Source organism: Pseudomonas sp. Pseu.R1, from assembly GCF_045764065.1.
Taxonomy (GTDB): Bacteria; Pseudomonadota; Gammaproteobacteria; order Pseudomonadales; family Pseudomonadaceae; genus Aquipseudomonas.
This window is the reverse complement of the sequence record NZ_JBJGEE020000001.1, coordinates 5439682-5462721: the sequence shown is the minus strand read 5'-3', so window position 1 is coordinate 5462721 and position 23040 is coordinate 5439682. Positions and strand designations below refer to the sequence as shown.

Genomic DNA, 23040 nt, shown 5'->3' with positions numbered 1-23040 from the left:
GGGTGAATGATTTTGCTGGTGCTATGGCCAGACGCGACGCTCATCAAACACAACGTGAATCAATGATTTACAGGTCACCGCAAAATCCTGTGGGAGCCGCCTTGGTGGCGAAAAGCGTCGATTCAGCGATATCGATGTTGATGTGCGCACCGCTTCGCCACCAAGGCGGCTCCCACAACGATTGCGCTCGAACATCAGTTCTCTCAACCCTTGCGTTTCAAATCCAGCCGCCGCAGGTGGCACGTCACTTCTTCGCGGTCGTGGTACAGCTGCTTGCAGCCAATCGACACTTTCACGCCCCGCGCCTTGAACCCTTCTTCAATACGGCCCAGCAAGCGCCGCACTTCGGCGTAACGCTGTTTCATCGGCAGCTTGAGGTTGACCACCGCTTCGCGGCACAGTCCCTCGCCCAGCCAGGTTTCCAGCAACGCGGCGCTACGCGCAGGCTTTTCAACGATGTCGCACACCATCCAGTCCACGGTCTGGCGCGGCTTGTAGGTAAAACCATCGGCCATCAAATGCTGAACCAGCCCGGTGTCCATCAGGCTTTCGGCCATGGGCCCATTGTCGATGGCGGTCACCAGCATGCCGCGCTTGACCAGTTGATACGTCCAGCCGCCCGGCGCTGCGCCCAGGTCGACGCCGGTCATGTCATCCGACAGTCGCTCTGCCCACTGGTCCCGAGGGATGAAGTGATGCCAAGCCTCCTCCAGTTTCAATGTCGAACGGCTCGGCGCCTCCCGTGGGAATTTCAGACGCGGAATGCCCATCGGCCACATCGCCGAATTGTCCGCATCGGCCAGGCCCAGAAACACCTCACGGCCGCTTCGGAAGGTCAGTAGCAAACGCGGCAGGCTCGGGTTGTCCACCAACTTGCCGGCCTTTTCCAGCGCCTTGCGCAACGGGCCTTCGAACTTGCGGCAGAACGTCGACAGCTCTTTGCCGTCGTTGGTGTCGACCACTTCCAGCCACAGGCTGCCGCAGGTGGCAAAACCGGCCATGTGGTCGAGAATCACGCTGATGCGGTCAGTTTCCGGCAGCGCGACGAACACGCCCCGCGCCCACTGCCGAGGGAAAATCAAATCAGTAAAGCGCACGCCATTCATCAGGCGCTCAGCGCCGTCCGGCTCGGTGCAGACAAACTCCGCGCAGGCCGTGTCCGGCTTGGCACGGGCATAGCCGGACACGCCGAGGATCGCGGCGTGCTCGCTGATTTCCGAGCAGACTTCGCCTTCAAAACCGGGGCGGCAATGCATGAAAAGGGTGTTCACGGGGGTGGTCTCCATGGCGTACCAGGCATTTTGCCGACGCGACCTATACTTGAGGATAAATCTCAACGACACGAAAGCCGCGCATGATAGCGGAATCAGGAACCACTGGCGCAGGCCACAGGTCCAGTACTATTCAATGACCGTTTAAAAGCCGCCATTCAGAGGGCTTAAACCGACCGTCTTACCGTTTTGTATGATACGTCCGTCCCTACCGTGCGGACTCGTCAAGGAGTTAGTTCATGCCCTCCCTCGATAGCCTGAAAAGCCTCAAGACACTCGACGTCAGCCACAAGACCTACCATTACTTCAGCCTGCCCGAAGCGGCCAAGACACTGGGCGATCTGGACAAACTGCCCATGTCCCTGAAAGTGCTGCTGGAAAACCTGCTGCGCTGGGAAGACAACCAGACTGTCACCGCTGAAGACTTTCACTCCCTGGCCGCCTGGCTCAGCGAACGCAAATCCGACCGCGAAATTCAATACCGCCCTGCCCGGGTGCTGATGCAGGACTTCACTGGCGTGCCTGCGGTGGTCGACCTCGCCGCCATGCGCGCTGCCGTGGCCAAGGCCGGTGGCGATCCACAGCGCATCAATCCGCTGTCTCCCGTGGATTTGGTGATCGACCACTCGGTGATGGTGGACAAATTCGGCGATCAGCAGGCCTTCAGCGAAAACGTCGACATCGAAATGGAACGCAACGGCGAGCGCTACGCCTTCCTGCGCTGGGGCCAGAGTGCGTTCGACAATTTCAGCGTGGTGCCGCCGGGCACCGGCATCTGTCACCAGGTCAACCTCGAATACCTGGGCCGCACGGTGTGGACCAAAGAAGAAGACGGCCGTACCTACGCCTTCCCGGACACGCTGGTCGGCACCGACTCCCACACCACCATGATCAATGGTCTTGGTGTATTGGGCTGGGGCGTTGGCGGGATCGAGGCCGAAGCGGCGATGCTCGGCCAGCCCGTGTCGATGCTGATTCCCGAGGTGATCGGCTTCAAGCTCACCGGCAAACTGAAAGAAGGCATCACCGCCACCGACCTGGTGCTGACGGTCACGCAAATGCTGCGCAAGAAAGGCGTGGTGGGTAAATTCGTCGAGTTCTATGGTGATGGGCTGGCCGACCTGCCACTGGCCGACCGCGCCACCATCGCCAACATGGCCCCGGAATACGGCGCGACCTGCGGCTTCTTCCCCGTGGATGATGTGACCCTCGACTACCTGCGCCTGTCAGGGCGCCCGGATGACACCGTGAAACTGGTCGAGGCCTATTCCAAGGCGCAAGGGCTGTGGCGTCTGCCCGGTCAGGAGCCGGTATTCACCGACGCACTGGAGCTGGACATGGGTTCGGTGGTCGCCAGCCTTGCTGGTCCCAAACGCCCCCAGGACCGCGTGGCATTGCCCGATGTCTCGCAGGCATTCAGCGATTTTCTAGGCTTGGCGCTCAAACCGAGCAAACAGGAAGAAGGCCGTCTGGAAAGCGAAGGCGGCGGCGGTGTCGCCGTGGGCAACGCCGATCAGATCGGCGAGGCCGAGTATGAATACGAAGGCAATCGCTATCGCCTGAAAAACGGCGCGGTGGTGATTGCCGCGATCACCTCGTGCACCAACACCTCCAACCCAAGTGTGATGATGGCGGCGGGATTGCTGGCGAAAAAAGCCGTGGAAAAGGGCCTGCAACGCAAACCGTGGGTGAAGAGCTCGCTGGCCCCCGGCTCCAAAGTCGTCACCGACTACTATAAGGCGGCGGGGCTGACCGAATACCTCGACACGCTCGGCTTCGATCTGGTGGGTTACGGCTGCACGACATGCATCGGTAACTCAGGCCCGCTGCGCGACCCCATCGAAAAGGCCATTCAGCAATCGGACCTGACCGTCGCCTCGGTGCTCTCAGGCAACCGCAACTTCGAAGGCCGGGTGCACCCGCTGGTGAAAACCAACTGGCTGGCCTCCCCTCCTCTGGTCGTGGCTTACGCGCTGGCGGGAAGCGTGCGCGTCGATCTGAGCCGCGAGCCGCTGGGTGAAGGCAAGGATGGCCAGCCGGTTTACCTGCGTGACATCTGGCCAACGCAGCAGGAAATCGCCGAGGCCGTATTGAAAGTCAGCACCGGCATGTTCCATAAGGAGTACGCCGAAGTCTTTGCCGGAGACGAGCAATGGCAGGCAATTGAAGTGCCGCAGGCTGCCACCTACGTCTGGCAGGAAGATTCGACCTACATTCAGCACCCGCCGTTCTTCGACGATGTGGCAGGCCCGCTGCCGGTGATCGCCGATGTACAGAAGGCGCGTGTACTGGCGATTCTGGGGGATTCGGTGACCACTGACCACATTTCCCCGGCGGGCAACATCAAAGCAGACAGCCCCGCAGGCCGTTACCTGCGAAGCAAAGGCGTGGAGCCGAAGGATTTCAACTCCTATGGCTCACGGCGCGGCAACCACGAAGTCATGATGCGCGGCACCTTCGCCAATATTCGTATTCGTAACGAAATGCTGGGCAATGAAGAAGGCGGCTACACACTGCACGTCCCAAGTGACGAAAAATTGCCGATCTACGATGCGGCCATGCGCTATCAACAGGAAGGCACGCCGCTGGTGATCATCGCCGGGCAGGAATATGGCACAGGTTCCAGCCGTGACTGGGCGGCAAAAGGCACCAACCTACTGGGCGTCAAAGCCGTCATCGCCGAGAGCTTCGAGCGGATTCACCGCTCCAATCTGGTGGGCATGGGTGTGTTGCCGTTGCAGTTCAAGAATGGCCAGAGCCGCAAGACACTGGCGCTGACGGGCAAGGAAGTGCTGAACATCACCGGCCTGACCGGCGCAACCTTGCAACCGGGCATGAACCTGACCTTGCAGATCACCCGGGAAAACGGCCAGCAGGAAAACGTCGAGGTGTTGTGCCGAATCGATACCCTCAATGAAGTGGAATACTTCAAGGCCGGGGGGATTCTGCATTACGTGCTGCGGCAGTTGATTGCTTCGTGAGGTGACGCCAACGCCCCCCCGTGGGAAATACCGTTCCATCACCTGTGCCACCGCATCGCGAATGAATTCGCCCCAACAAGGGACCTGCCCGGCCCAAATGCCGGGGCCTGCACGGTTTCCTGTAGGAGTGAAGCTTGCTCGCGATCGGCTGCGCAGCAGTCGTAAAACCGGTGTGCACAGTCTGTCTGGCATACCGGTTGGTTGAGTTTACTGTCGCCTCGCGGCAGATCGTCAACAGGCTGGACTCCTACGCACTTCGGGCAGAATCTTGGCTCCAGCGCATCGAGAACTTCGCGCCGCCATGCTTCAGAAATTCCCTACACCAGTCTGCGAAATCCCAACGCCATCTTCGGAACACTTTCATCCCGATCCGACATGCGCATCCGTTTAATCGACGTTAAAATCGCCGACTTCTTCCGACATACAGGGACGACATCATGTCGGCGTTACGCTGGGCCACCTTGGCACTGCTCGCATTCGGTTACTGCATCGCACTGTCATACGGGCAATTGAGCCTTCCGGTGGTGATCACCTTCGGCCTGTTGATCATGGCCGGCATCTGCGTCAGCCACTTCCGACACCGAGCGATACACGTTCTGGGTCATGCACTGTTTATCGCCTTGGGGGTCGGGCTCGCCAGCCACTGGTTGCCGGGTTTTTTCAGTGCCCGAGCCATCAGTGCCGTGCGCTTCACCCCTGAAGCAGCACCGTTTTCAATGTACCTGAACCTCGACAAGCCGCTGATCGGCGTCTGGATCGTGCTGGCGTGTCCCTGGGTATTCACCGCCGTGGCGCTGCGCCGATCACTGCTCACCGCCAGCCTGACCCTTCCCTCGACCACGGCGGTGTGCCTTGCTACAGCGGTCACCCTCGGCCTGGTGGCCTGGGCGCCGAAATGGCCTGAGCAAACCGGAATCTGGGCGCTCAACAATCTGCTACTGGTCGCGCTGACCGAAGAACTGCTGTTTCGCGGCTACCTGCAAGGCGGGCTCACACGCCTGCTCCAGCGCGTGCCCCATCACCAGACGCTCGCCCTGTTCATCGCTTCGTTTCTGTTCGGTCTGGCCCATCTCGGCGGGGGGTGGCAGTGGATGGCGTTGGCAGGCCTGGCGGGTATCGGCTATGGCATCGCCTGGCGCTTCGGTGGACTCCCGGCCGCCGTAGCGACCCACTTCGGACTCAATTTCGTGCATTTCAGCCTGTTCACTTACCCGATGTTCGACCGCTGAGCATTGATCTGCGGCAAAGCGTCCCATGATCCAGTTCACAAAATGCTTAATTTTGCGGCCAGCGCGCCGATACCCCCTCAAAGCCTTCCCGGATTGAACAGCTTATGCGTAATAACCAGCCCATCACCCAACGCGAACGGACCTTCCCGGCGCAGCAACGGTTGATCTCGACCACCGATGCGCGCGGCGTGATCACCTACTGCAACGACGCCTTTGTCGAAATCAGTGGTTTCTCCCACGATGAACTCCTCAAGGCGCCCCATAACACCGTGCGCCACCCGGATGTTCCGTCCGCCGTGTTCGAACACATGTGGAGCACGCTCAAGCAGGGCTTGCCGTGGATGGGCATCGTCAAGAACCGTTGCAAGAACGGCGATCATTACTGGGTCAACGCCTACGTCACGCCGATCTTCGACAAACAGCAGGTCGTCGGTTTCGAATCGGTGCGGATCAAACCCACCGCTGAACAGGTCCGTCGCGCCGAAGCGCTGTATCAGCGCCTGAATAGCGGCAAGTCCGCCGTGCCGAACCGCGACAAATGGCTGCCGGTGCTGCAGGACTGGCTACCGTTCATCCTCGTCAGCCAGTTGAGTTTCCTGATTGGCGTGTGGCTGAACTCCTACTGGGGCTTTGCGCTGGCGGCGGCTTTGTCCGTGCCGCTGGGCTTGCTCGGCCTGAGCTGGCAGCAGCGGGGCATCAAACGCCTGCTGCGCCTGGCCGAACAGACCACGTCCGATCCGCTGATCGCCCAAATGTACACCGACAGCCGTGGCGCCCAGGCGCGTCTGGAAATGTCGATTCTCAGCCAGGAAGCGCGCCTGAAAACCTGCCTCACCCGTCTGCAGGACACCGCCGAACATCTGAATGCACAAGCGCAGCAGTCCGACAGCCTGGCACAAGCCAGCTCCAGCGGTCTGGAACGCCAGCGGGTGGAAACCGAGCAGGTCGCCACCGCCATCAACCAGATGGCCTCGACCACACAGGAAGTCGCCAGCCACGTGCAACGCACTGCCGATGCCACGCAACAGGCCAACGAACTGACCCGCCGTGGCCGTGACATCGCCAGCGAAACCCGTGAAGCCATTCAGCGCCTGTCCGCCTCGGTGGGTGAAACCGGCCTGACCGTCACCCAACTGGCCAAGGACAGCGATGAGATTGGCGGCGTGGTGGACGTGATCAAAGGCATCGCCGACCAGACCAACCTGCTGGCCCTCAACGCCGCCATCGAGGCCGCTCGCGCAGGCGAGATGGGCCGTGGTTTTGCCGTCGTGGCCGACGAAGTGCGCCAACTGGCACAGCGCACCACCGAATCCACCGGGCAGATTCACTCGCTCATCGCCAAACTGCAAAGCACCGCCAACAACGCCGTGCAGACCATGGAAACCGGCCGCCGTCAGGCCGAGGAAGGCGTTGAACAAGTCATGGAAGCCGACAAGGCGTTGGTGGGCATCAGCGATGCTGTGGCCAACATTACCGACATGACCACACAAATCGCCGCCGCCACCGAAGAGCAAAGCTCGGTCGCCGAGGAGGTCAGCCGCAACATCAGCACCATCGCCCAACTGGCCGACCAGACATCCGACGAAGCCCGCCGCTCTGCCAGCCTCAGCGCCGAACTCACCAACACGGCCCACAGCCAGTACTCGCTGGTGGAACGGTTTAATCGCTGACGCACACTATTCACCCAAAAGCCCCGACCGGAAACTGTCGGGGTTTTTTATTACCGAAAAAAGTAGGACGTTTCTGAAGTTTATTATATTCGGTATTTTTTAGCCGTTTTATGCGGAGTGTCGGATTGACAGGAGAGCGCAATCACTATTAGTTGAGTCTCAGACAGCGATAAATAAATAACACCACGCAGGTGTTTTCGTTGATCTAATCAACTGATCACTCGGACACAGATGCTTTCACCCGATGTGAAGGACTGTGTCTCATGGAGAAATGTATGAATGATATGAATATCAAGGTCCCCGTTCCGTTGGCGCGTCCGGTGGTTCCAGTGGCCTATTCAGACGGACTGTTGAGGGTAACTGATCTGCAATCGCCTATTTCAGTGGAGGTGGAAGTCTGGCCTGCCGCAGAGACCGGATACACTGTCCGTCTGGACCTGGACGGTGTTTCCGTTACTGACGAACGCGTTATTACTGATAATGACAAGCCGGGGGACATCCTGACACTGAACCTGATGAGTGAACATTTGCGCGATGAGGGTACGTACCGCCTGGAATACCGAACCTACAGCCCTAATACCCTCGTAGAAGACTTCTCTCCTCCGATTTCACTCAAGGTCGACCGCACCCCACCCGGCGCCAGCCTCCTCGCTCCGATGATCTTCCCGGACGCCACTTTTGGCAATTACCTCCTGGGCGTGCTTCCAGGCTACGCAGGCATGGAGGCTGGCGACACGATCCAGACCCGCTGCAACGGCGTCCCCGGCCCGCGTCATGTCGTCCAGCCGAACGAACTGACCGTGCAGCCCATCGAGATCATCTTTGATCGCGCGGCGCTGCAAGACCTCGGCACCGACAACGTCTCCATGTCCTACACCGTGACCGACCGTGCCGGCAATGAGTCGATGCAATCTGTGTCACTGGTAATGTCATTGGCATTGTGATCGTCCGACACGCCATTCAATTGAATGTCTGAACCACAGTCTCCCATGCACATGCATGGGAGACTGATCCAAACTTTGTAAATATCGAATTATTTGCTGTTGATTTTCAGCGCTTATTTCCTTTTTTCCTACATTAATTTGGTATCGCTCTTTATTGAAATATTTTTTTCATCGCCAACACGGAACAATCCTCAAGGAAAAACGCCCCAAAACACCCGAACGCCATAAATTCTCGAAAACATCAAGTGCAATAGTTCCCTCCTAATCGTCACACATACCTTTGCAAGCGTCATGATTGACAGCCAGGATTTTCAAATCAAACATATACAACTTGAACGGCCATTCCTACAACTTGGTCTGCCACCGCTCAACTCGCTTTAAACATTACCGCCCCCATTATGACCCAGGAGCTTCCATGGAAGACGAAAAGGACATCCCGCCATCCGCTCATCCGCAGAAAAACAAGTCGGAAAGCCCTCCGGAATCAACGGAAAATAAAGTAATGGATAATAGTCATGAACAGGACGATTCAGACCAGAAGGAATGGTCTGTTCCGCATTATGAGGAATTCCACGCCGGTCGCACCACGTGCTCGACGCGCGAGCAGATTCCCGCCGAATACTCGCCCGGTCTGAGCAACATTCTGGACATCGCCGCGCATCTGGACGAAGAGCTCAAGGCCGCGAACCCGACACTGGCTGCGCCCTATCTCGACGGGCATGAATCCGGCGTTCTGACCCAGGAGGAACTCATCGCCGGGGTTTACGTCAACGTGCCCCGCTCTGCCAGGATCTGGACGGGGGATTATTTGAAAATGCGCTGGGGGTCCAATTGTTTCTGCACGGTCCTCACTGTGCCTGAAGAGCGTGACGGGCCGCGCCTGACCCAGTATGTCTGCCTGGACCGTCTGGCCAAGTACGAGACGGGCAAAATCGCGGTGCGCTATGAAGTGGTACGCCGCGCTCGTCTGGTGGGCGTCTCCGAGACCCTGATCATCATGGTGCGCGGCAGTAAAACCCGGCCCAAATGGTCCAACCGCGGGCGAGCCATTCGTCGACGTCGGCTGTAACCGTAAAACGGACACTGTCCGATCGTGATACCGGTTTTCTGATCGGGTGGAATGACAGGCAGTGAAAAGCCCCGGCCAACTTACTTGGCCAGGGCTTTTCAACACAGCGTCAGATCACACGATCAGAACGCCAGACGTACACCCAGGTTCGCTCCCCACGGCTGCTCGACGTGCCCGCCCTTCATGTAGTCGAAGTCGGCATGCACCTGCAGGCGCTCGGACAACGACACTGACAGACCCGCCCCGAGTTCTGCCCGGGAGCCGAACACATCACTGTCAAAACGCTGGCCGTTGACGCTGACACCGTTGCCACGGGAGAACTCATGGGCCGCCGCCACACGCACATAGGGCTGAACCACGCCACCGTCCTTGAGCGCGAACTGCCGCCCCAGGGTCGCGCCGACTTTGCCCAGCACCGACTGCGTCTGGTCGCTCTTCGCCTTCAGGCCGTTGTCCAGCGTGTAGCTGTTGCCATCGACCCACACACTCGACACCTGCGCGAACGGCTCCACGAAGTAGTCATCCGACAGCTTGATGTGCTTGCCGAACTCCACCGACCCGCCAACGGCCTTGTTGCTGTAGTCGCCCTTGGCCTTGGCGCCATCACTCATCGCCACCTTCGACTGATTGTGAAACTGGTTCACTTTCAACACGCCATCCAGGTAATACCCGTCGTCCGACAGCCAGGTGCCATAGGCGCCCAGATAGTAGCTGTCCACCTCACCCGAGGAGCCGCGTCCCATGTCCAGATCAGACGTGCTGTAACCGCCCATCACCCCCACCAGCAGATGCCCGTCACTGACCGGCACCGGCGCATCGGCACCGAACGACAACCCGCGCTGCTTCTGCTGATAACTCACGCCCGCATCCAGCGAGGCGTTAAAGCGGCTGCCATAACTGCGCATCCAGCCACCGCCCTCCTCACGCCCGCGAATCTCCCCCATGCGACTGCGCAAAGTCGTCAGCTCGCTGTTCCAGATCGTCGGCCCGACGTTGAACAAGGCCAACGCGCTCTGGGTCGACGGGCTGATCGTCTTGCCGGAGCCGACAATGAACCAGTCGGTGCCTTGTTGCTCCAGTGCGTAGGAGTAGGCGCCGAGGTCGACGCGGTTGTTGTACCCCGCGAGTTCGAACACTGCGTTGCCGCCTTCGGTGTGGACGACCTGTAACGCCTCGAATTCGGCAGGTACCGCTTCTTGGCCTGTATTGCGTATTCTCAGCGCGTATCTTCCCGAAGCGTCCCCTGCAACATTCAGCAAATCTGCTGTACCATCGGTCAGGTTGATTTGCATATCGAACAGTCCCCGGCCTGAAAGTTGACCTAGCGTCAGGGTGTGACTCCCGTCTTCTGAAAAGCCCACACTGCCTCCATCGATGGCCAGCGACCTTACAGAGTTGTCTCCTGCCAACTGCCAATGACCGCTTGAATCGATGACCACCCCATTACCGTTGACAATGTTGCCATCCAAGCGAGCGTGATTGTGCAATTCGACGTTGAGGGTGCTGCTGTCATCCGCGAAAAGCTCGCCGTTAAGCTGGCTGTTGTTGATCTTGAAGTCCACCTCACTTTTGTTCTGAACTTCCAGAAGCCGACCATTTCCAGACTCAAGAACAGACCCTCCTGTCAAAAAAATTTTGGCTTTGGTGTTTCCCCATTTACCGCCGCTCAATTGATCGACTTTTATAGCTGGCCCCACGCCACCTGACACAAAAGAATTGTCCAGCTTTAACACATTCATCGTGCCAGCTTCTCCCATCACGATGAAAATGCCCTTCTGCTCACCAATGATACGGCTTCGGTCACTGACGATCGCCGTTCCTCCAGTCATGCGCAATCCTCCATTGTCTTGAAGAGACGGCAACATCCCCATTCCCAAAATCGTCGAATTAGTCAGTCTCAATATTCCGGTAGGGCCTACAGACGCCCCGTAGGAAGCACCCGATATCGTCGTATCTGAAACGTTCGCAACCGAAAGAGTATTTAGATTGGTGACATCCGTTACGAGTCGAAGCCCCAATTCATCACGACTGTCAATGACTGAGTTCGAAATATATGAAGTTCCTCGTAGTACCCGCACAAGGCCGTATACCGTACTGGCGTTGATCGTAGCGTCAGAATCTTGCAAATCGACCCCGCTCACTTCCGAACCTCCGACCACCTTCAATGTACCTCGATTTGTTACTCGATAAACGTACGTGTTCTTTTCTCCGTCAACCACGTGTACCCCACCCTCTACAAAAAAATCACTGCGGTTATCGTCCAGTGGGTATTGCTGACTCTGCATACCTTCTGAACACGTCGACAGCGTATCAAGCGAAACGCACTGCCCACCCCAAGCAAGGGGGATAAACATACTTACGGATAACCCTAAAAGAGTATTTTTGTTCATGAGATTCGTCGCAACGTTTCTTCCAGGCATTGAAGTTCCTAAATCATGAAGTGTGAACGTGGGACAAACTGCCAAAAAAAGATAAAAAAACAGAAAAAAAATTTTTTTTAAAAAGTAGGAAATTTCCTAAAAATCTGCCATCCCCGCCTGACTCCGTATCGGGGCCGCCCCTTTTTCCACAGGCACCTCGAGGTAAAAACTGACAGAGCTTGTCGGCGTAACAAAATGTGGCGTCCTACAAATCCGAACTTCGTCCTACACGCAGTACCACTGCCACGGGTTGACACTCAAAAAACACCTCTATTAATTTAATTACGAGTTGGCAGGAAGCCACCTATGGGCTGATCACCCAACACCAATCAAAAATCACATCAAGGACAACGCATGAAAATTTTGAATCAAGCGCCGGAAATTATTAAAAACCGCGCAAAACTAGATCCAATTCAACTGGCCGCACCCGATATAGCGGTCGCGTTCCACGACACTGACAGCTTAGGCCTCATCCCAATTTCAGAACTTTCTGCACCGCTCACCGTAGACTTAAAAGTTTGGGAAGCCGCGGAAGAAGATTACACCTATCAACTCGTATGGGACACTCAACGACATGGAGTGGAAAAGCTTATTACTTCTACAGAAAAGCCTGGCGACCCACTCACGCTTGAAATCCCCGTTGAGCTAATGACGCAAGGGGTTCACGCACTGCAATATCGTACGTATAGCCCTTTTTCTGACTCAGAAAACTTTTCTGATATTTTTCCGGTGATCATCGATACTACCGCACCCGGCAAGCCTGTTCTGGCTGGCATCCTTTTTCCTCCGGAAGTGCAAGACGGGCTTACCGCCGCAGAACTGGATGCGTTGGGCGGCCAGTTGGAGACTACGGTTCCCGGCTATACGGGCATGGCCAAACACGACCTGATCAAGACTTATTGGGGGGACATCGAAGGCCCCTCAGCGGTCGTGACTGAAAGTGATATGGGACTGAATAAAGTCACTCTCGTGTTCTCTAAAGACTTTTTGCAATCCATCACGCCTGGTACTCACCCGGTAAGATTCACGGCTACCGACCGTGCAGGGAACGTATCTGATGAGTCAGTTACCGTCGATGTCCTGTTGTTGCTTGAAGAACTCCCTGCCAATTACCCAGCGCCTGTAGTGGATCCAACACTGGGTGATCTAATTGACTACATTGAGGCAAAACCAGGTGTACAGGTGAATATCCCCCATTATCCCGGTGCTGCTGCATATGACCAGATCACGCTGTCATGGGGAGCAGGATTACAAATGCTTCCGGTACAACTGCTACCAGGAGATGAAAATGAAGAGATCGTGCTCTCTCTGCGAGTGCCTTTTGAAATCATTGCCCTGAATCCAATTGGCACTATTGCAATTACCTACAATGTCACGCGTCTAAACCGCCCGGCAGGATCATCGCTTTCGACTTCTGTGGAGGTCCACGCTACCTTACCTGTTCCAGAACCAATACTACCGCCCATCATTCAGGGCACCAGTTTGGGAAATCCAAACGTGGATGATAACTTCATCGACGAGGATGACTACGAACTGAACGGGCGAGTAATCATCAAATGGAACAGTGCCTTTCAAACCAACGACGATATTCACTTGTATTGGGGAGATCAACAACAGCGTCAATGGTATCAGATCAACCCCAGCGATGTTACAGCGGCGAGAGATCTGACCATCCCGGTCGCCAACGCAATTATCAAAGCGCAGGGAACAGGATCGGAAATCCCTGTCCGTTATTCAATTGCGCGAGTAGGCAACCCTAACCTGGCCAACTCCCTCACCCAGAACATCACCGTAAGATCAAAGGAGGACTTACCTGGCGGCACCGACGGCATTGAAGGGCCTACATTCAAACTCAACCCCGCTGGCTATATTTCCCAAAGCGTGGCGCCTGATGGTACGACCGGAGTAGTTTCACCTTACGTCAATATCGCACAAGGTCAAAAATTGTTCTTCACCTTCAAAGGTTTCGACCGAAATAATATCCCTATCGAGGCGGCCACATTCCTGGACTCCCGTATTTTGGATGATCAAGACGTCGTAAAAGGCTACGGATTCAAAGTGCCCTACAACATTTTGCGCACTATCTGTCGCGGCTTCTGTGAAGCCTACATCCGAGTTGAACCCGCTCCAGGGAGTAACCAAAGCTCCGTGACTTCGAAAACCACCCGTGTGGGTGTCGAAATGCGCCAGTCTAGTGAAGCTGTTTGCTCAATCTAATACTCATAAAATGCAAGTAGACGTAATTGAGTTTACGCCTACCTGCTCTTTGAAAGGGTTTCATCATGCAAGATACTAAATCTGTAGCTGCACCTATCCCACTCGCTCTCCCTACAATCCCAGCCACACTTGATAATGGCCTTCTACCCATTGAATATGTGGATATGCCTGTAAAAGTCGTCTTTCCAGTTTGGCAGGCAGCAGAAGCTGGTTATACATATCAGCTTGTTTTCAACGGTGTACGCATCATGCCTGAGAAGACGATTCTGGAAACAGATACGCCCGGCACTCCACTGCACGTCGATATTCCGGTTGAGTTGCTCAATGAGGGCACCCATGCGGTTGCATACCGTGTTTATAGCCCTCTCGGTGACTCCGAGAACTTTTCCGAACCTACACAACTTTTAATTGACCGAACCGCCCCCGGCACTCCCGAACTCGCCGCCATCGGCTTCCCTGTCGAGGTCCAGAACGGTTTGACCTCGGCTGAGCTGGAATCGATGAACAACATTCTACCCGGCCGAATTGCCAGCTACAGCGGAATGACCGTTGGCGATGTCATTCGGACATATTGGGGCGGGCTGGAAGGACCAATGCTGACGGTGACTGCCAATGACATGGGGTTGAATCGCGTCATGGCTGATTTTACTCGGGAATTTCTGGAGCAGGCAGACGGAGAGCGTTCGGACGTCTACTACACGGTCACTGATCTAGCGGGCAATCTCTCGATGCACTCCGAAGCCGTTTCGGTGGACCTGCAGCTTTCTGTTTTGCAGCCCCTCCCCACCCCCACCCTGAAAGAAGCCCAAAACGGCATCCTCGACCCGGCCAACGCCACGCAAGGCGCCACGGTGGTGATCGATGCCACGGCGCATCTGCGCGAAGGCGAGAAAGTAGTGGTGCGCTGGAATGGACCGAAAGGCGCTGACACGAAGGAACTTGTGGTGAGCGCGAGTCAGGCGGAGCAGTCGGTTTCGCTGGTGTTCGCCAGTGCGCTGGTGTCGGTCAACGATGGACAGACCGTCGAGGTGTCGTACAGCGTCACGCGGCGCAGCGGCGTGGTGCAGGATTCTGACACGGTGACGGTGAAGATTCTGAGTGCGGCGCTGGACCTGCCTGCGCCGACGGTGGATACCGTCGGGCCGGACGGGGTGCTGCGGCCTTCACTGATCACCGGTCCGGAGGCGATCGCCCGTGCGAGCTATCGCGGTATGGTGCCGACGGATGTGGTAAGGGTGCGCTGGGTGGGTAAGACCACATTCAATGGCCCAGCCCAGACGGTCGGTGACAGCACGCACCTGAAGTTCAGCATTCCAAAATCCTACATCGTGGACGCCGAGGGCGGTACGGCGAAGGTGTCGTATCTGGTCAGTCGCAACGGAGCTGAAACGGAGTCTCATCGTCTGGACCTGACAGTCCGCGAGGAGATGAAACTGGACACCTCGCCCGTAGCCCTGGCGGGCAAGGTGTACCTGATTCCGGGCAAGCCTGATGTGCTTCCGACGTTTCCAAACGGTACGACGGTCAAGCGCACCCCGAGCGGGGGCCGCCCGCCCTATACCTACACCAGCAGCAACCCGGCGGTGGCGGTGGTGGATAAGGACGGGTTGACGTCTGTTCGCGGCAACGGCTCGACCACCATCACGGTCACCGATGCGTCGGGCGAGAACAAGGGCTACACCGTGGCAGTCAGCGGGGTCATCCATTGCGTGGGCGTGGGCTCTGGCAACCTGGCACAGGTTTCGGCAGCCGCAGCACAAGCCAACAGCCGCGTACCGACCATTCACGAGTTGATCGAAATCTACAACACCTACGGCAATCGCTGGCCAATGGGCAATGGCAATTACTGGTCATCCACTGTGGCCAAGAACGTGTTTGGCGCCAAGTGGTATTACGTGAAGAACCTCAACACCGGCAAAGACTTCATGTTGCTGCACCACAACGCCAGCCTGGGCGTCGCGATTCGTTGAAACAAGCCTCTCTGTCTGTCAGCACCTGACTGATACACCTGTCGAAGACGCTGCACACCGCTACCGTCTTCGATCGGCGTGGACCCGTCTGAACCTTGATAAAGAAGAAAAACGATGGAAAAGCCAACCTCCCCCTCGCCCTTGACCCTGTGCCACTCTGCCTTGCCGGATCGTTTTCAGGCGCTGGTCAACGGCAAACCCTTCCTGCCCCAGACAGTGGACGCGCTGTCGTGTTTGCAAACGGAGCTTGAAGGGGCGCGTAACCGCAAGATCTGGAAAATTCATGCCGTGGGTAAAGTCGCCTACCGGCGTACGGTGTTCGGTCTGTTTCTCGACCCGTCGCTGGAACCGGGGACTTACGACCTGGTGCGGGATGATCGCCTGACGGTGATCTATCACCTCACGCCCAAGCAGTCCGCGCAGGTCTATCACTCGCAAGACTTCCAGGAAGGTTCGCTGAGCCTGCTTGAATGCAACGGCGCAAAAGGCCGATTGCGGGGTTCGTTCGAGTTCGCGATTCCGGCTGTGGGGTTCGCAGTGTCGTGTGGCGAATTCGACGTCCTGTGTCGCCCTGAAAAACCGGCTTCAACTTGCCAGAAATCGGGTGATACGCTCGGCCGACTCTTGTAGACAGGCAGCGTAGCTCAGGCCCGCCGACTTCAATGGCTTGAGGTCATGGTTGGCGGTGGGCAACCAGTGAATGTCGATTGGCGAGGACAGCGTGTAACCCTCGACCGCCTCGCGATTGCCCAGTGCATCGCGCTCGCCCTGAATGATCAACGTGGGGGTTCGAAGATCGGTCAGGTGGACAACGCGAGGCTTTTCCGGTTTGCCCACGGCGTAGAACGGGTAACCCAGGCAGATCAGCCCATCGACGCTCAACTCGTCGGCGATCAGGCTGGCCATGCGCCCCCCCATGGACTTGCCGCCGATGGCCAGACGGCCCTCGATGATGGGTCGCACCGCTGCGTAGACATCGCGCCAGCATTCGAGCAGTTGTGGCTGAGGGTTTGGAGGGCGTTTGCCTCCGCCCGTACGGCGCTGAGCCATGTACGGGAATTCAAACCGCAGCACACCCACGCCCATTGCGGCGATGCGTTGGGCGATGTCGTTCATGAACTCGCTGTCCATGGGTGCTCCAGCGCCGTGGGCAAGAATCAATGTACTGGGCCAAGCCTGCCCGACAGACGCCGGGGCGTTCCATAACCAGCCGTGGGTGCGTGCCAGTTGTGCAATGGAATCAGCGTCAATGCTCTGGGTTTTGTCGTTGCCCATGGGTGCCTCGTTCTGGACTGAATGGCCGCCATTATGCCGGGGTCGTTTTTTTTGTGGGAACTGACAAAGGGTGTGTCAGTTGGCACGTTGCCGTCTGCAGTATCCCCTTCGCCAGCAAGCCGGCTCCCACAGAATCGGCGCCGGTCCTGAGTTCATGGCCCGAGACAGATCAGTGTGGGAGCCGGCTTGCTGGCGAAAGCGGTGGATCAGTGATGAATGGGTGACTGGTGGGCAGCCGGTCCCGGCAGCGCTTCGACGACCGAACATGAAGACACTCCGTCGAGACAGCCCCGGTTCAGCTTGGGCTATCTACCCTGCCATAACACTTCGGCCATCAAACACCAACGCCATGAGCGCCCCAACCCGCACACAACCGGGCGGTTTCATCGTCGGTCTGCTTTTTTGTCCGGTGCGGGTCGATCAACCGCGACGATCACCTGCCATATCTGCCAGCTCGGGCCAACTATTTGGGCAGTTAAAAAGTGCAATTGTCGACGGCTTTTGTATACAACTTCGATGTGAAAATGCTCTGCAGACGAGCAAGGAATGCGGGCAGAGAAACGTTTCAGTGGCCATCGAAGGTGCGTGAACGCCGCGTCCTGCAACGGGACGCGGCAGCCGCACGCATGACGTGACGAAGTGTCGCAGATCTCTGAATTACGGCTTCCATCCAAGATGAAACGCGTCTAAGCTAAGCCACACAGTGGTCCGGCAATAGCTGGCCACAGGCTCAGTGACAGGATTGTGCACGACCCCGTCAGCCCTCTTGCAGACCGACAGCGCAGCCCTGTCGTCACCCGCAGGGTTGTATCCAATTTCTCGAACTCACGCGCGCTGCCTCACCGACCTGTTCCCCCGTACCTTTCGGCCCACTTGGGCAGACGGCCTCGGCGCGCCTTCGCGCAGGCTTCTGCCGGAATTCGCAGCACTCGACCGTTGACCCCGATCCACGCTCAGGCGCGCCAAAAGGTCTACGCTTTATTCGATGTTGCGGCCGTTACCACTCTAATAAAATTCCGAACCGTGGAACCTGATAATGAGCACAGCAATCAGTCCGACTGCTTATAACTATAAGGTGGTCCGCCAGTTCGCCATCATGACGGTGGTCTGGGGGATTCTCGGCATGGGGCTCGGCGTTTTCATCGCCTCGCAGCTCGTCTGGCCCGACCTGAATTTCGGTCTCCCGTGGACCACCTTCGGACGCCTGCGTCCCCTGCACACCAACCTTGTGATCTTCGCCTTCGGGGGCTGCGCCCTGTTCGGCACCTCCTATTACGTGGTTCAGCGCACCTGCCAGACGCGGCTTATTTCCGATGGCATGGCGGCCTTTCATTTCTGGGGCTGGCAAGCGGTGATCATCGGCGCCATCGTCACCCTGCCGATGGGCTACACCACCACCAAGGAATACGCCGAACTGGAATGGCCGATCGCGATTCTGCTGGCCATCGTCTGGATCACTTACGCGGCGGTGTTCTTCGGCACCATCGTCAAGCGCAAGACCAAGCACATCTACGTCGGCAACTGGTTCTACGGCGCCTTCATCGTGGTCACCGCGATGCTGCACATCGTCAACCACATGTCGCTGCCGGTGAGCCTGTTCAAGTCCTACTCGGCCTACTCGGGCGCCACGGACGCGATGATTCAGTGGTGGTACGGGCACAACGCCGTAGGCTTTTTCCTGACCACGGGCTTTCTTGGAATGATGTATTACTTCGTGCCGAAACAGGCCGAGCGCCCGATTTACTCTTATCGTCTTTCCATCGTGCACTTCTGGGCGCTGATCACCCTTTATATCTGGGCAGGCCCGCACCATTTGCACTACACCGCCCTGCCCGATTGGGCACAATCGCTGGGCATGGTGATGTCGATCATCCTGCTGGCGCCGAGCTGGGGCGGCATGATCAACGGCATGATGACCCTTTCCGGCGCCTGGCATAAATTGCGTACCGACCCGATTCTGCGCTTCCTGGTGGTGTCACTGGCCTTCTACGGCATGTCCACCTTCGAAGGGCCGATGATGGCGATCAAGACCGTCAACTCGCTCTCGCACTACACCGACTGGACCATCGGCCATGTTCACGCAGGCGCGCTGGGCTGGGTGGCGATGATTTCCATCGGCGCGGTGTACCACATGATCCCGCGCCTGTATGGCCGCCCACAGATGCACAGCATCGGCCTGATCAACGCGCACTTCTGGCTGGCGACCATCGGCACCGTGCTGTACATCGCCTCGATGTGGGTCAACGGCATCACCCAGGGCCTGATGTGGCGCGCGATCAACGACGACGGCACGCTCACCTACTCCTTCGTCGAAGCGCTGCAAGCCAGCCATCCAGGCTACATCGTGCGCGCCCTGGGCGGTGCTTTCTTCGCCAGCGGCATGCTGTTCATGGCCTATAACGTGTTCCGCACCGTGCGTGCCGCGAATGCTGAAGAAGCGGAAGAAGCCGCCCAGATCGCTGTCGTGGGAGCGCACTGATGATCAAGCACGAAATGCTCGAAAAGAACATCGGCCTGCTGTCGATCTTCATGGTGATTGCCGTGGCCGTGGGTGGCCTGACGCAAATCGTTCCGCTGTTCTTTCAGGATGTCACCACCCAGCCCATCGAAGGCATGAAGCCGCGTTCAGCGCTGGAAGTCGAAGGTCGTGATGTGTTCATCGCCAACGGCTGCGTGGGCTGCCATTCGCAGATGATCCGGCCGTTCCGCGCTGAAACCGAACGCTACGGCCACTATTCGGTGGCGGGCGAAAGCGTCTGGGATCACCCCTTCCTGTGGGGCTCCAAGCGTACAGGGCCGGACCTGGCTCGCGTTGGCGGCCGCTACTCCGATGACTGGCACCGCGCGCACCTGTACAACCCGCGCAACGTGGTGCCGGAGTCGATCATGCCCGCCTACCCGTTCCTGGTGGAAAACAAGCTCGACGGCAAGCTGACCGGTCGAAAACTGGAAGTCCTGCGCAGCCTTGGCGTGCCGTACACCGACGCCGATATCGCCGGGGCGGCAGACGCCGTCAAGGGCAAGACTGAAATGGACGCGCTCGTGGCCTACTTGCAGGGCCTGGGCACCCTCATCAAAAGCAAACGGTGATCGCCATGGATATCGGAATGATTCGAGGCCTGGGCACCGTCGTAGTGATGGTGGCCTTCATCGGTCTGGCGCTGTGGGTGTTCAGTCCCAAACGCAAAGCCGAATTCGACGACGCGACCCTGCTGCCCTTTGCCGATGACCCCGAGGCCATCAAGCACCTTGAGCAAGCGCACGCTTCCAGGAGCCCTGAAGAATGAGTACGTTTTGGAGCCTGTACGTCACCGTACTGTCGTTGGGCACGATCTTCTGCCTGACCTGGCTGCTGCTGGCGACCCGCAAGGGCCAGCGCGCCGACACCACCGACGAAACCGTCGGCCACTCCTTCGACGGCATCGAGGAGTACGACAACCCGCTGCCCAAGTGGTGGTTCATGCTGTTCATTGGCACCATCATCTTCGCGCTCGGTTATCTGGCGCTGTACCCCGGCCTGGGCAACTGGAGCGGTTTATTGCCAGGTTATCAGTACGCCGACAACGATAAGCAGATCGCCTTCTCCGACGGCAAGACCGGTTGGACCGGCGTGCATGAATGGGAGAAGGAGATGGCCCGTTCCGACGCGCGCTTCGGCCCGATCTTCGCCAAGTTCGCGGCGATGCCCATCGAAGACGTCGCCAAAGACCCGCAAGCCCTGAAAATGGGGGGGCGCCTGTTTGCCTCCAACTGCTCGGTCTGCCACGGCTCCGACGCCAAGGGCGCCTATGGCTTTCCTAACCTGACCGACGAAGACTGGCGCTGGGGTGGCGATCCGCAGACCATCAAAACCACCATCATGGGCGGTCGCCATGCAGTGATGCCTGCTTGGGGTGAAGTGGTCGGCGATCAGGGCGTGCGGGATGTTGCCGCCTACGTGCTGACCCAACTGGACGGCCGCAAACTGCCTGCTGACGCCAAGGCTGACCCGATTGCCGGGCAAAAGATCTTCGCCACCAACTGCGTCGCCTGCCACGGCCCTGAAGGTAAAGGTATGGCGGCTTTGGGCGCACCGAACCTGACCCACCCTGCAGCATTCATCTATGGATCGAGTTTTGCGCAGTTGCAGCAGACCATCCGTTATGGCCGTCAGGGCCAGATGCCTGCGCAGGAAGTGACGCAAGGCAATGACAAGGTGCATTTGCTGGCGGCGTATGTGTATAGCCTTTCGCATGGTGAGAAGGCGGCGGGTGGACAACAATAGGCTGCACACAGCCATTGTGGGAGCCGCATTGGTGGCGAAAGCGGTGCGTCTGTAACGAGTGAGTTGGCGGATCCGACGCCTTCGCCACCAAGGCGGCTCCCACAAGATTGTCCCTTACCGCAACCGGATCGCAAGAATGTAGGGCGCCACCCCGGCACGTCTTGAAGGCCAGAATCAAAAGCCAGGCTGCGCGCTTACCCAAAATCAAAGGGGTATGATGAGCAGCAAACACAAACGACCCCGACCGGCACGCACTGGCCGGGGCAATTTTCCCCTGCCGAGGGGCGCTTTGATGAGCACACGCCGATGAGCAACCAGATTCCGGTCCACAACGTGACGCCGCCCTCGAAAGACGGCGATACCGTTGACCTCTACGCCGCTCGGGAGAAGATCTACACCCGCGCCTTCACCGGCGTATTCCGTAATTTGCGCATTGGCGGCGGAATCGTGTTGTTTCTGCTGTATTTCGGCACCGTCTGGCTGAATTGGGGCGGGCATCAGGCAGTCTGGTGGAACCTCCCCGAGCGCAAGTTCTACATCTTCGGCGCCACGTTCTGGCCTCAGGATTTCATCCTGCTGTCGGGCATTCTGATCGTCGCGGCTTTCGGGTTGTTCTTCATCACGGTGTTCGCCGGGCGCGTGTGGTGCGGCTACACCTGCCCGCAGAGTGTCTGGACCTGGATTTTCATGTGGTGCGAAAAGGTCACCGAGGGCGACCGCAACCAGCGGATCAAACTGGACAAGGCGCCCATGAGCGCCAGCAAGCTGGCCCGGAAGTCCGCCAAACACGGCCTTTGGCTGCTGATAGGTCTGGTGACAGGGCTGACCTTCGTCGGCTACTTCTCGCCCATCCGCGAACTGACCGTTGATTTCTTCACCGGCCAGGCCGATGGCTGGGCCTATTTCTGGATCGGCTTTTTTACGCTCGCCACCTACGGCAATGCCGGCTGGCTGCGGGAACAGGTGTGCATTTACATGTGCCCTTATGCACGTTTTCAGAGCGTGATGTTCGACAAGGACACGCTGATCGTTTCCTATGACCCCCGTCGTGGCGAGAAGCGTGGCACACGGAAAAAGGATCTGGACTACAAGGCACAGGGCCTTGGCGACTGCATCGATTGCACCCTGTGCGTTCAGGTCTGCCCCACCGGCATCGACATCCGCGACGGCCTGCAAATCGAGTGCATCGGCTGCGCGGCGTGCATCGACGCCTGCGACACGATCATGGACAAGATGAACTACCCGCGCGGCCTGATCAGTTACACCACCGAACACAATCTCTCCGGGCAGGTGACGCATAAATTCCGCCCTCGCTTGATCGGCTATGCCGTGGTGTTGCTGGTGATGATCGGTGTGCTGACTACCGCGTTTTTCATGCGCTCACTGGTGGGTTTCGACGTCAGCAAGGACCGGGTGCTGTACCGCGAAAACGCCGAGGGCCGGATCGAAAACGTCTACAGCCTGAAGGTGATGAACAAGGATCAGAAAGACCACACCTATGTGCTCGACGCCACGGGCCTGCCAGACCTGAAACTGCAAGGGCGCAAAGAAATCCGCGTCGCGGCGGGCGAGATTTTTACCCTGCCGGTGGAGCTGTCGGTCGCACCCGAGCAACTGCCATCGAGCACCAATGAAATCCGCTTCATCCTCAAGGACGCCGAGAACAGCGACACCGAAGTGCAAGCCAAAAGCCGTTTCATCGGCCCACAAGTTCGTTGAGAGACGCCAGA

General features: G+C 57.9%; 16 protein-coding genes. 13 read left to right on the top strand and 3 right to left on the bottom strand.

The window, feature by feature from the left end; all coding sequences use genetic code 11:
* Positions 1–203 precede the first annotated feature (203 nt).
* Positions 204–1271, bottom strand: a complete 1068-nt coding sequence (gene rlmM / locus ACI5GA_RS24905; protein WP_421424685.1) for a 23S rRNA (cytidine(2498)-2'-O)-methyltransferase RlmM — start codon at positions 1269–1271, stop codon at positions 204–206.
* Positions 1272–1510: 239 nt separating this feature from the next.
* On the opposite strand from rlmM, the gene acnA reads away from it, so the two are divergent.
* The 5 genes from acnA (at position 1511) to ACI5GA_RS24880 (ending at position 9164) form a co-directional block, all read left to right on the top strand.
* Positions 1511–4252, top strand: coding sequence for an aconitate hydratase AcnA (gene acnA, locus ACI5GA_RS24900; protein ID WP_421424684.1), 2742 nt, complete (start codon positions 1511–1513; stop codon positions 4250–4252).
* Positions 4253–4689: 437 nt separating this feature from the next.
* Positions 4690–5481 carry a CPBP family intramembrane glutamic endopeptidase gene (locus tag ACI5GA_RS24895; protein ID WP_421424683.1) on the top strand — a complete coding sequence of 264 codons (792 nt, stop codon included), beginning with the start codon at positions 4690–4692 and terminating at the stop codon, positions 5479–5481.
* A 104-nt stretch (positions 5482–5585) separates the two neighbouring features.
* Positions 5586–7151: a methyl-accepting chemotaxis protein gene (locus tag ACI5GA_RS24890; protein ID WP_404633087.1), complete on the top strand. Its 1566-nt coding sequence runs from the start codon at positions 5586–5588 to the stop codon at positions 7149–7151.
* 275 nt (positions 7152–7426) lie between these two features.
* A complete protein-coding gene (locus ACI5GA_RS24885) occupies positions 7427–8095 on the top strand; it encodes a hypothetical protein (RefSeq protein ID WP_421424681.1) in 669 nt (222 codons plus the stop codon).
* 502 nt (positions 8096–8597) lie between these two features.
* Positions 8598–9164: a hypothetical protein gene (locus ACI5GA_RS24880; protein ID WP_421424679.1), complete on the top strand. Its 567-nt coding sequence runs from the start codon at positions 8598–8600 to the stop codon at positions 9162–9164.
* Positions 9165–9286: 122 nt separating this feature from the next.
* On the opposite strand, the gene ACI5GA_RS24875 is transcribed toward ACI5GA_RS24880, so the two are convergent.
* Positions 9287–11449 carry an autotransporter outer membrane beta-barrel domain-containing protein gene (locus ACI5GA_RS24875; protein WP_421425534.1) on the bottom strand — a complete coding sequence of 721 codons (2163 nt, stop codon included), beginning with the start codon at positions 11447–11449 and terminating at the stop codon, positions 9287–9289.
* Between the two features lie 489 nt (positions 11450–11938).
* On the opposite strand from ACI5GA_RS24875, the gene ACI5GA_RS24870 reads away from it, so the two are divergent.
* The 3 genes from ACI5GA_RS24870 (at position 11939) to ACI5GA_RS24860 (ending at position 16401) form a co-directional block, all read left to right on the top strand.
* Positions 11939–13801, top strand: a complete 1863-nt coding sequence (locus ACI5GA_RS24870) for a hypothetical protein (RefSeq protein ID WP_421424677.1) — start codon at positions 11939–11941, stop codon at positions 13799–13801.
* Between the two features lie 65 nt (positions 13802–13866).
* On the top strand, positions 13867–15771 hold the full coding sequence (locus ACI5GA_RS24865) for an Ig-like domain-containing protein (protein ID WP_421424675.1): 1905 nt from the start codon (positions 13867–13869) through the stop codon (positions 15769–15771).
* Between the two features lie 114 nt (positions 15772–15885).
* On the top strand, positions 15886–16401 hold the full coding sequence (locus ACI5GA_RS24860) for a hypothetical protein (RefSeq protein WP_421424674.1): 516 nt from the start codon (positions 15886–15888) through the stop codon (positions 16399–16401).
* Here ACI5GA_RS24860 and ACI5GA_RS24855 read toward each other — a convergent pair.
* Entirely contained in the window at positions 16357–17046 is a 690-nt protein-coding gene (locus tag ACI5GA_RS24855; protein WP_404633071.1) for an alpha/beta family hydrolase, read from the bottom strand. The two genes, ACI5GA_RS24860 and ACI5GA_RS24855, sit on opposite strands and share 45 nt — an antisense overlap.
* A 1036-nt stretch (positions 17047–18082) precedes the next feature.
* On the opposite strand from ACI5GA_RS24855, the gene ccoN reads away from it, so the two are divergent.
* The 5 genes from ccoN (at position 18083) to ccoG (ending at position 23029) form a co-directional block, all read left to right on the top strand.
* Positions 18083–19525, top strand: a complete 1443-nt coding sequence (ccoN, locus tag ACI5GA_RS24850; RefSeq protein WP_404633069.1) for a cytochrome-c oxidase, cbb3-type subunit I — start codon at positions 18083–18085, stop codon at positions 19523–19525.
* Positions 19525–20136, top strand: coding sequence for a cytochrome-c oxidase, cbb3-type subunit II (gene ccoO, locus ACI5GA_RS24845; protein WP_404633067.1), 612 nt, complete (start codon positions 19525–19527; stop codon positions 20134–20136). Before ccoN ends, ccoO begins: the two co-directional genes overlap by 1 nt.
* Positions 20137–20141: 5 nt before the next feature.
* A complete protein-coding gene (locus ACI5GA_RS24840; protein WP_404633065.1) occupies positions 20142–20333 on the top strand; it encodes a cbb3-type cytochrome oxidase subunit 3 in 192 nt (63 codons plus the stop codon).
* Positions 20330–21310, top strand: a complete 981-nt coding sequence (gene ccoP / locus ACI5GA_RS24835) for a cytochrome-c oxidase, cbb3-type subunit III (RefSeq protein ID WP_421424673.1) — start codon at positions 20330–20332, stop codon at positions 21308–21310. The genes ACI5GA_RS24840 and ccoP overlap by 4 nt, the downstream gene beginning before the upstream one ends.
* A 306-nt stretch (positions 21311–21616) precedes the next feature.
* The gene (gene ccoG / locus ACI5GA_RS24830; protein ID WP_421424672.1) at positions 21617–23029 is read left to right on the top strand and encodes a cytochrome c oxidase accessory protein CcoG; all 1413 of its coding nucleotides are present in this window, start codon (positions 21617–21619) and stop codon (positions 23027–23029) included.
* Positions 23030–23040 lie beyond the last annotated feature (11 nt).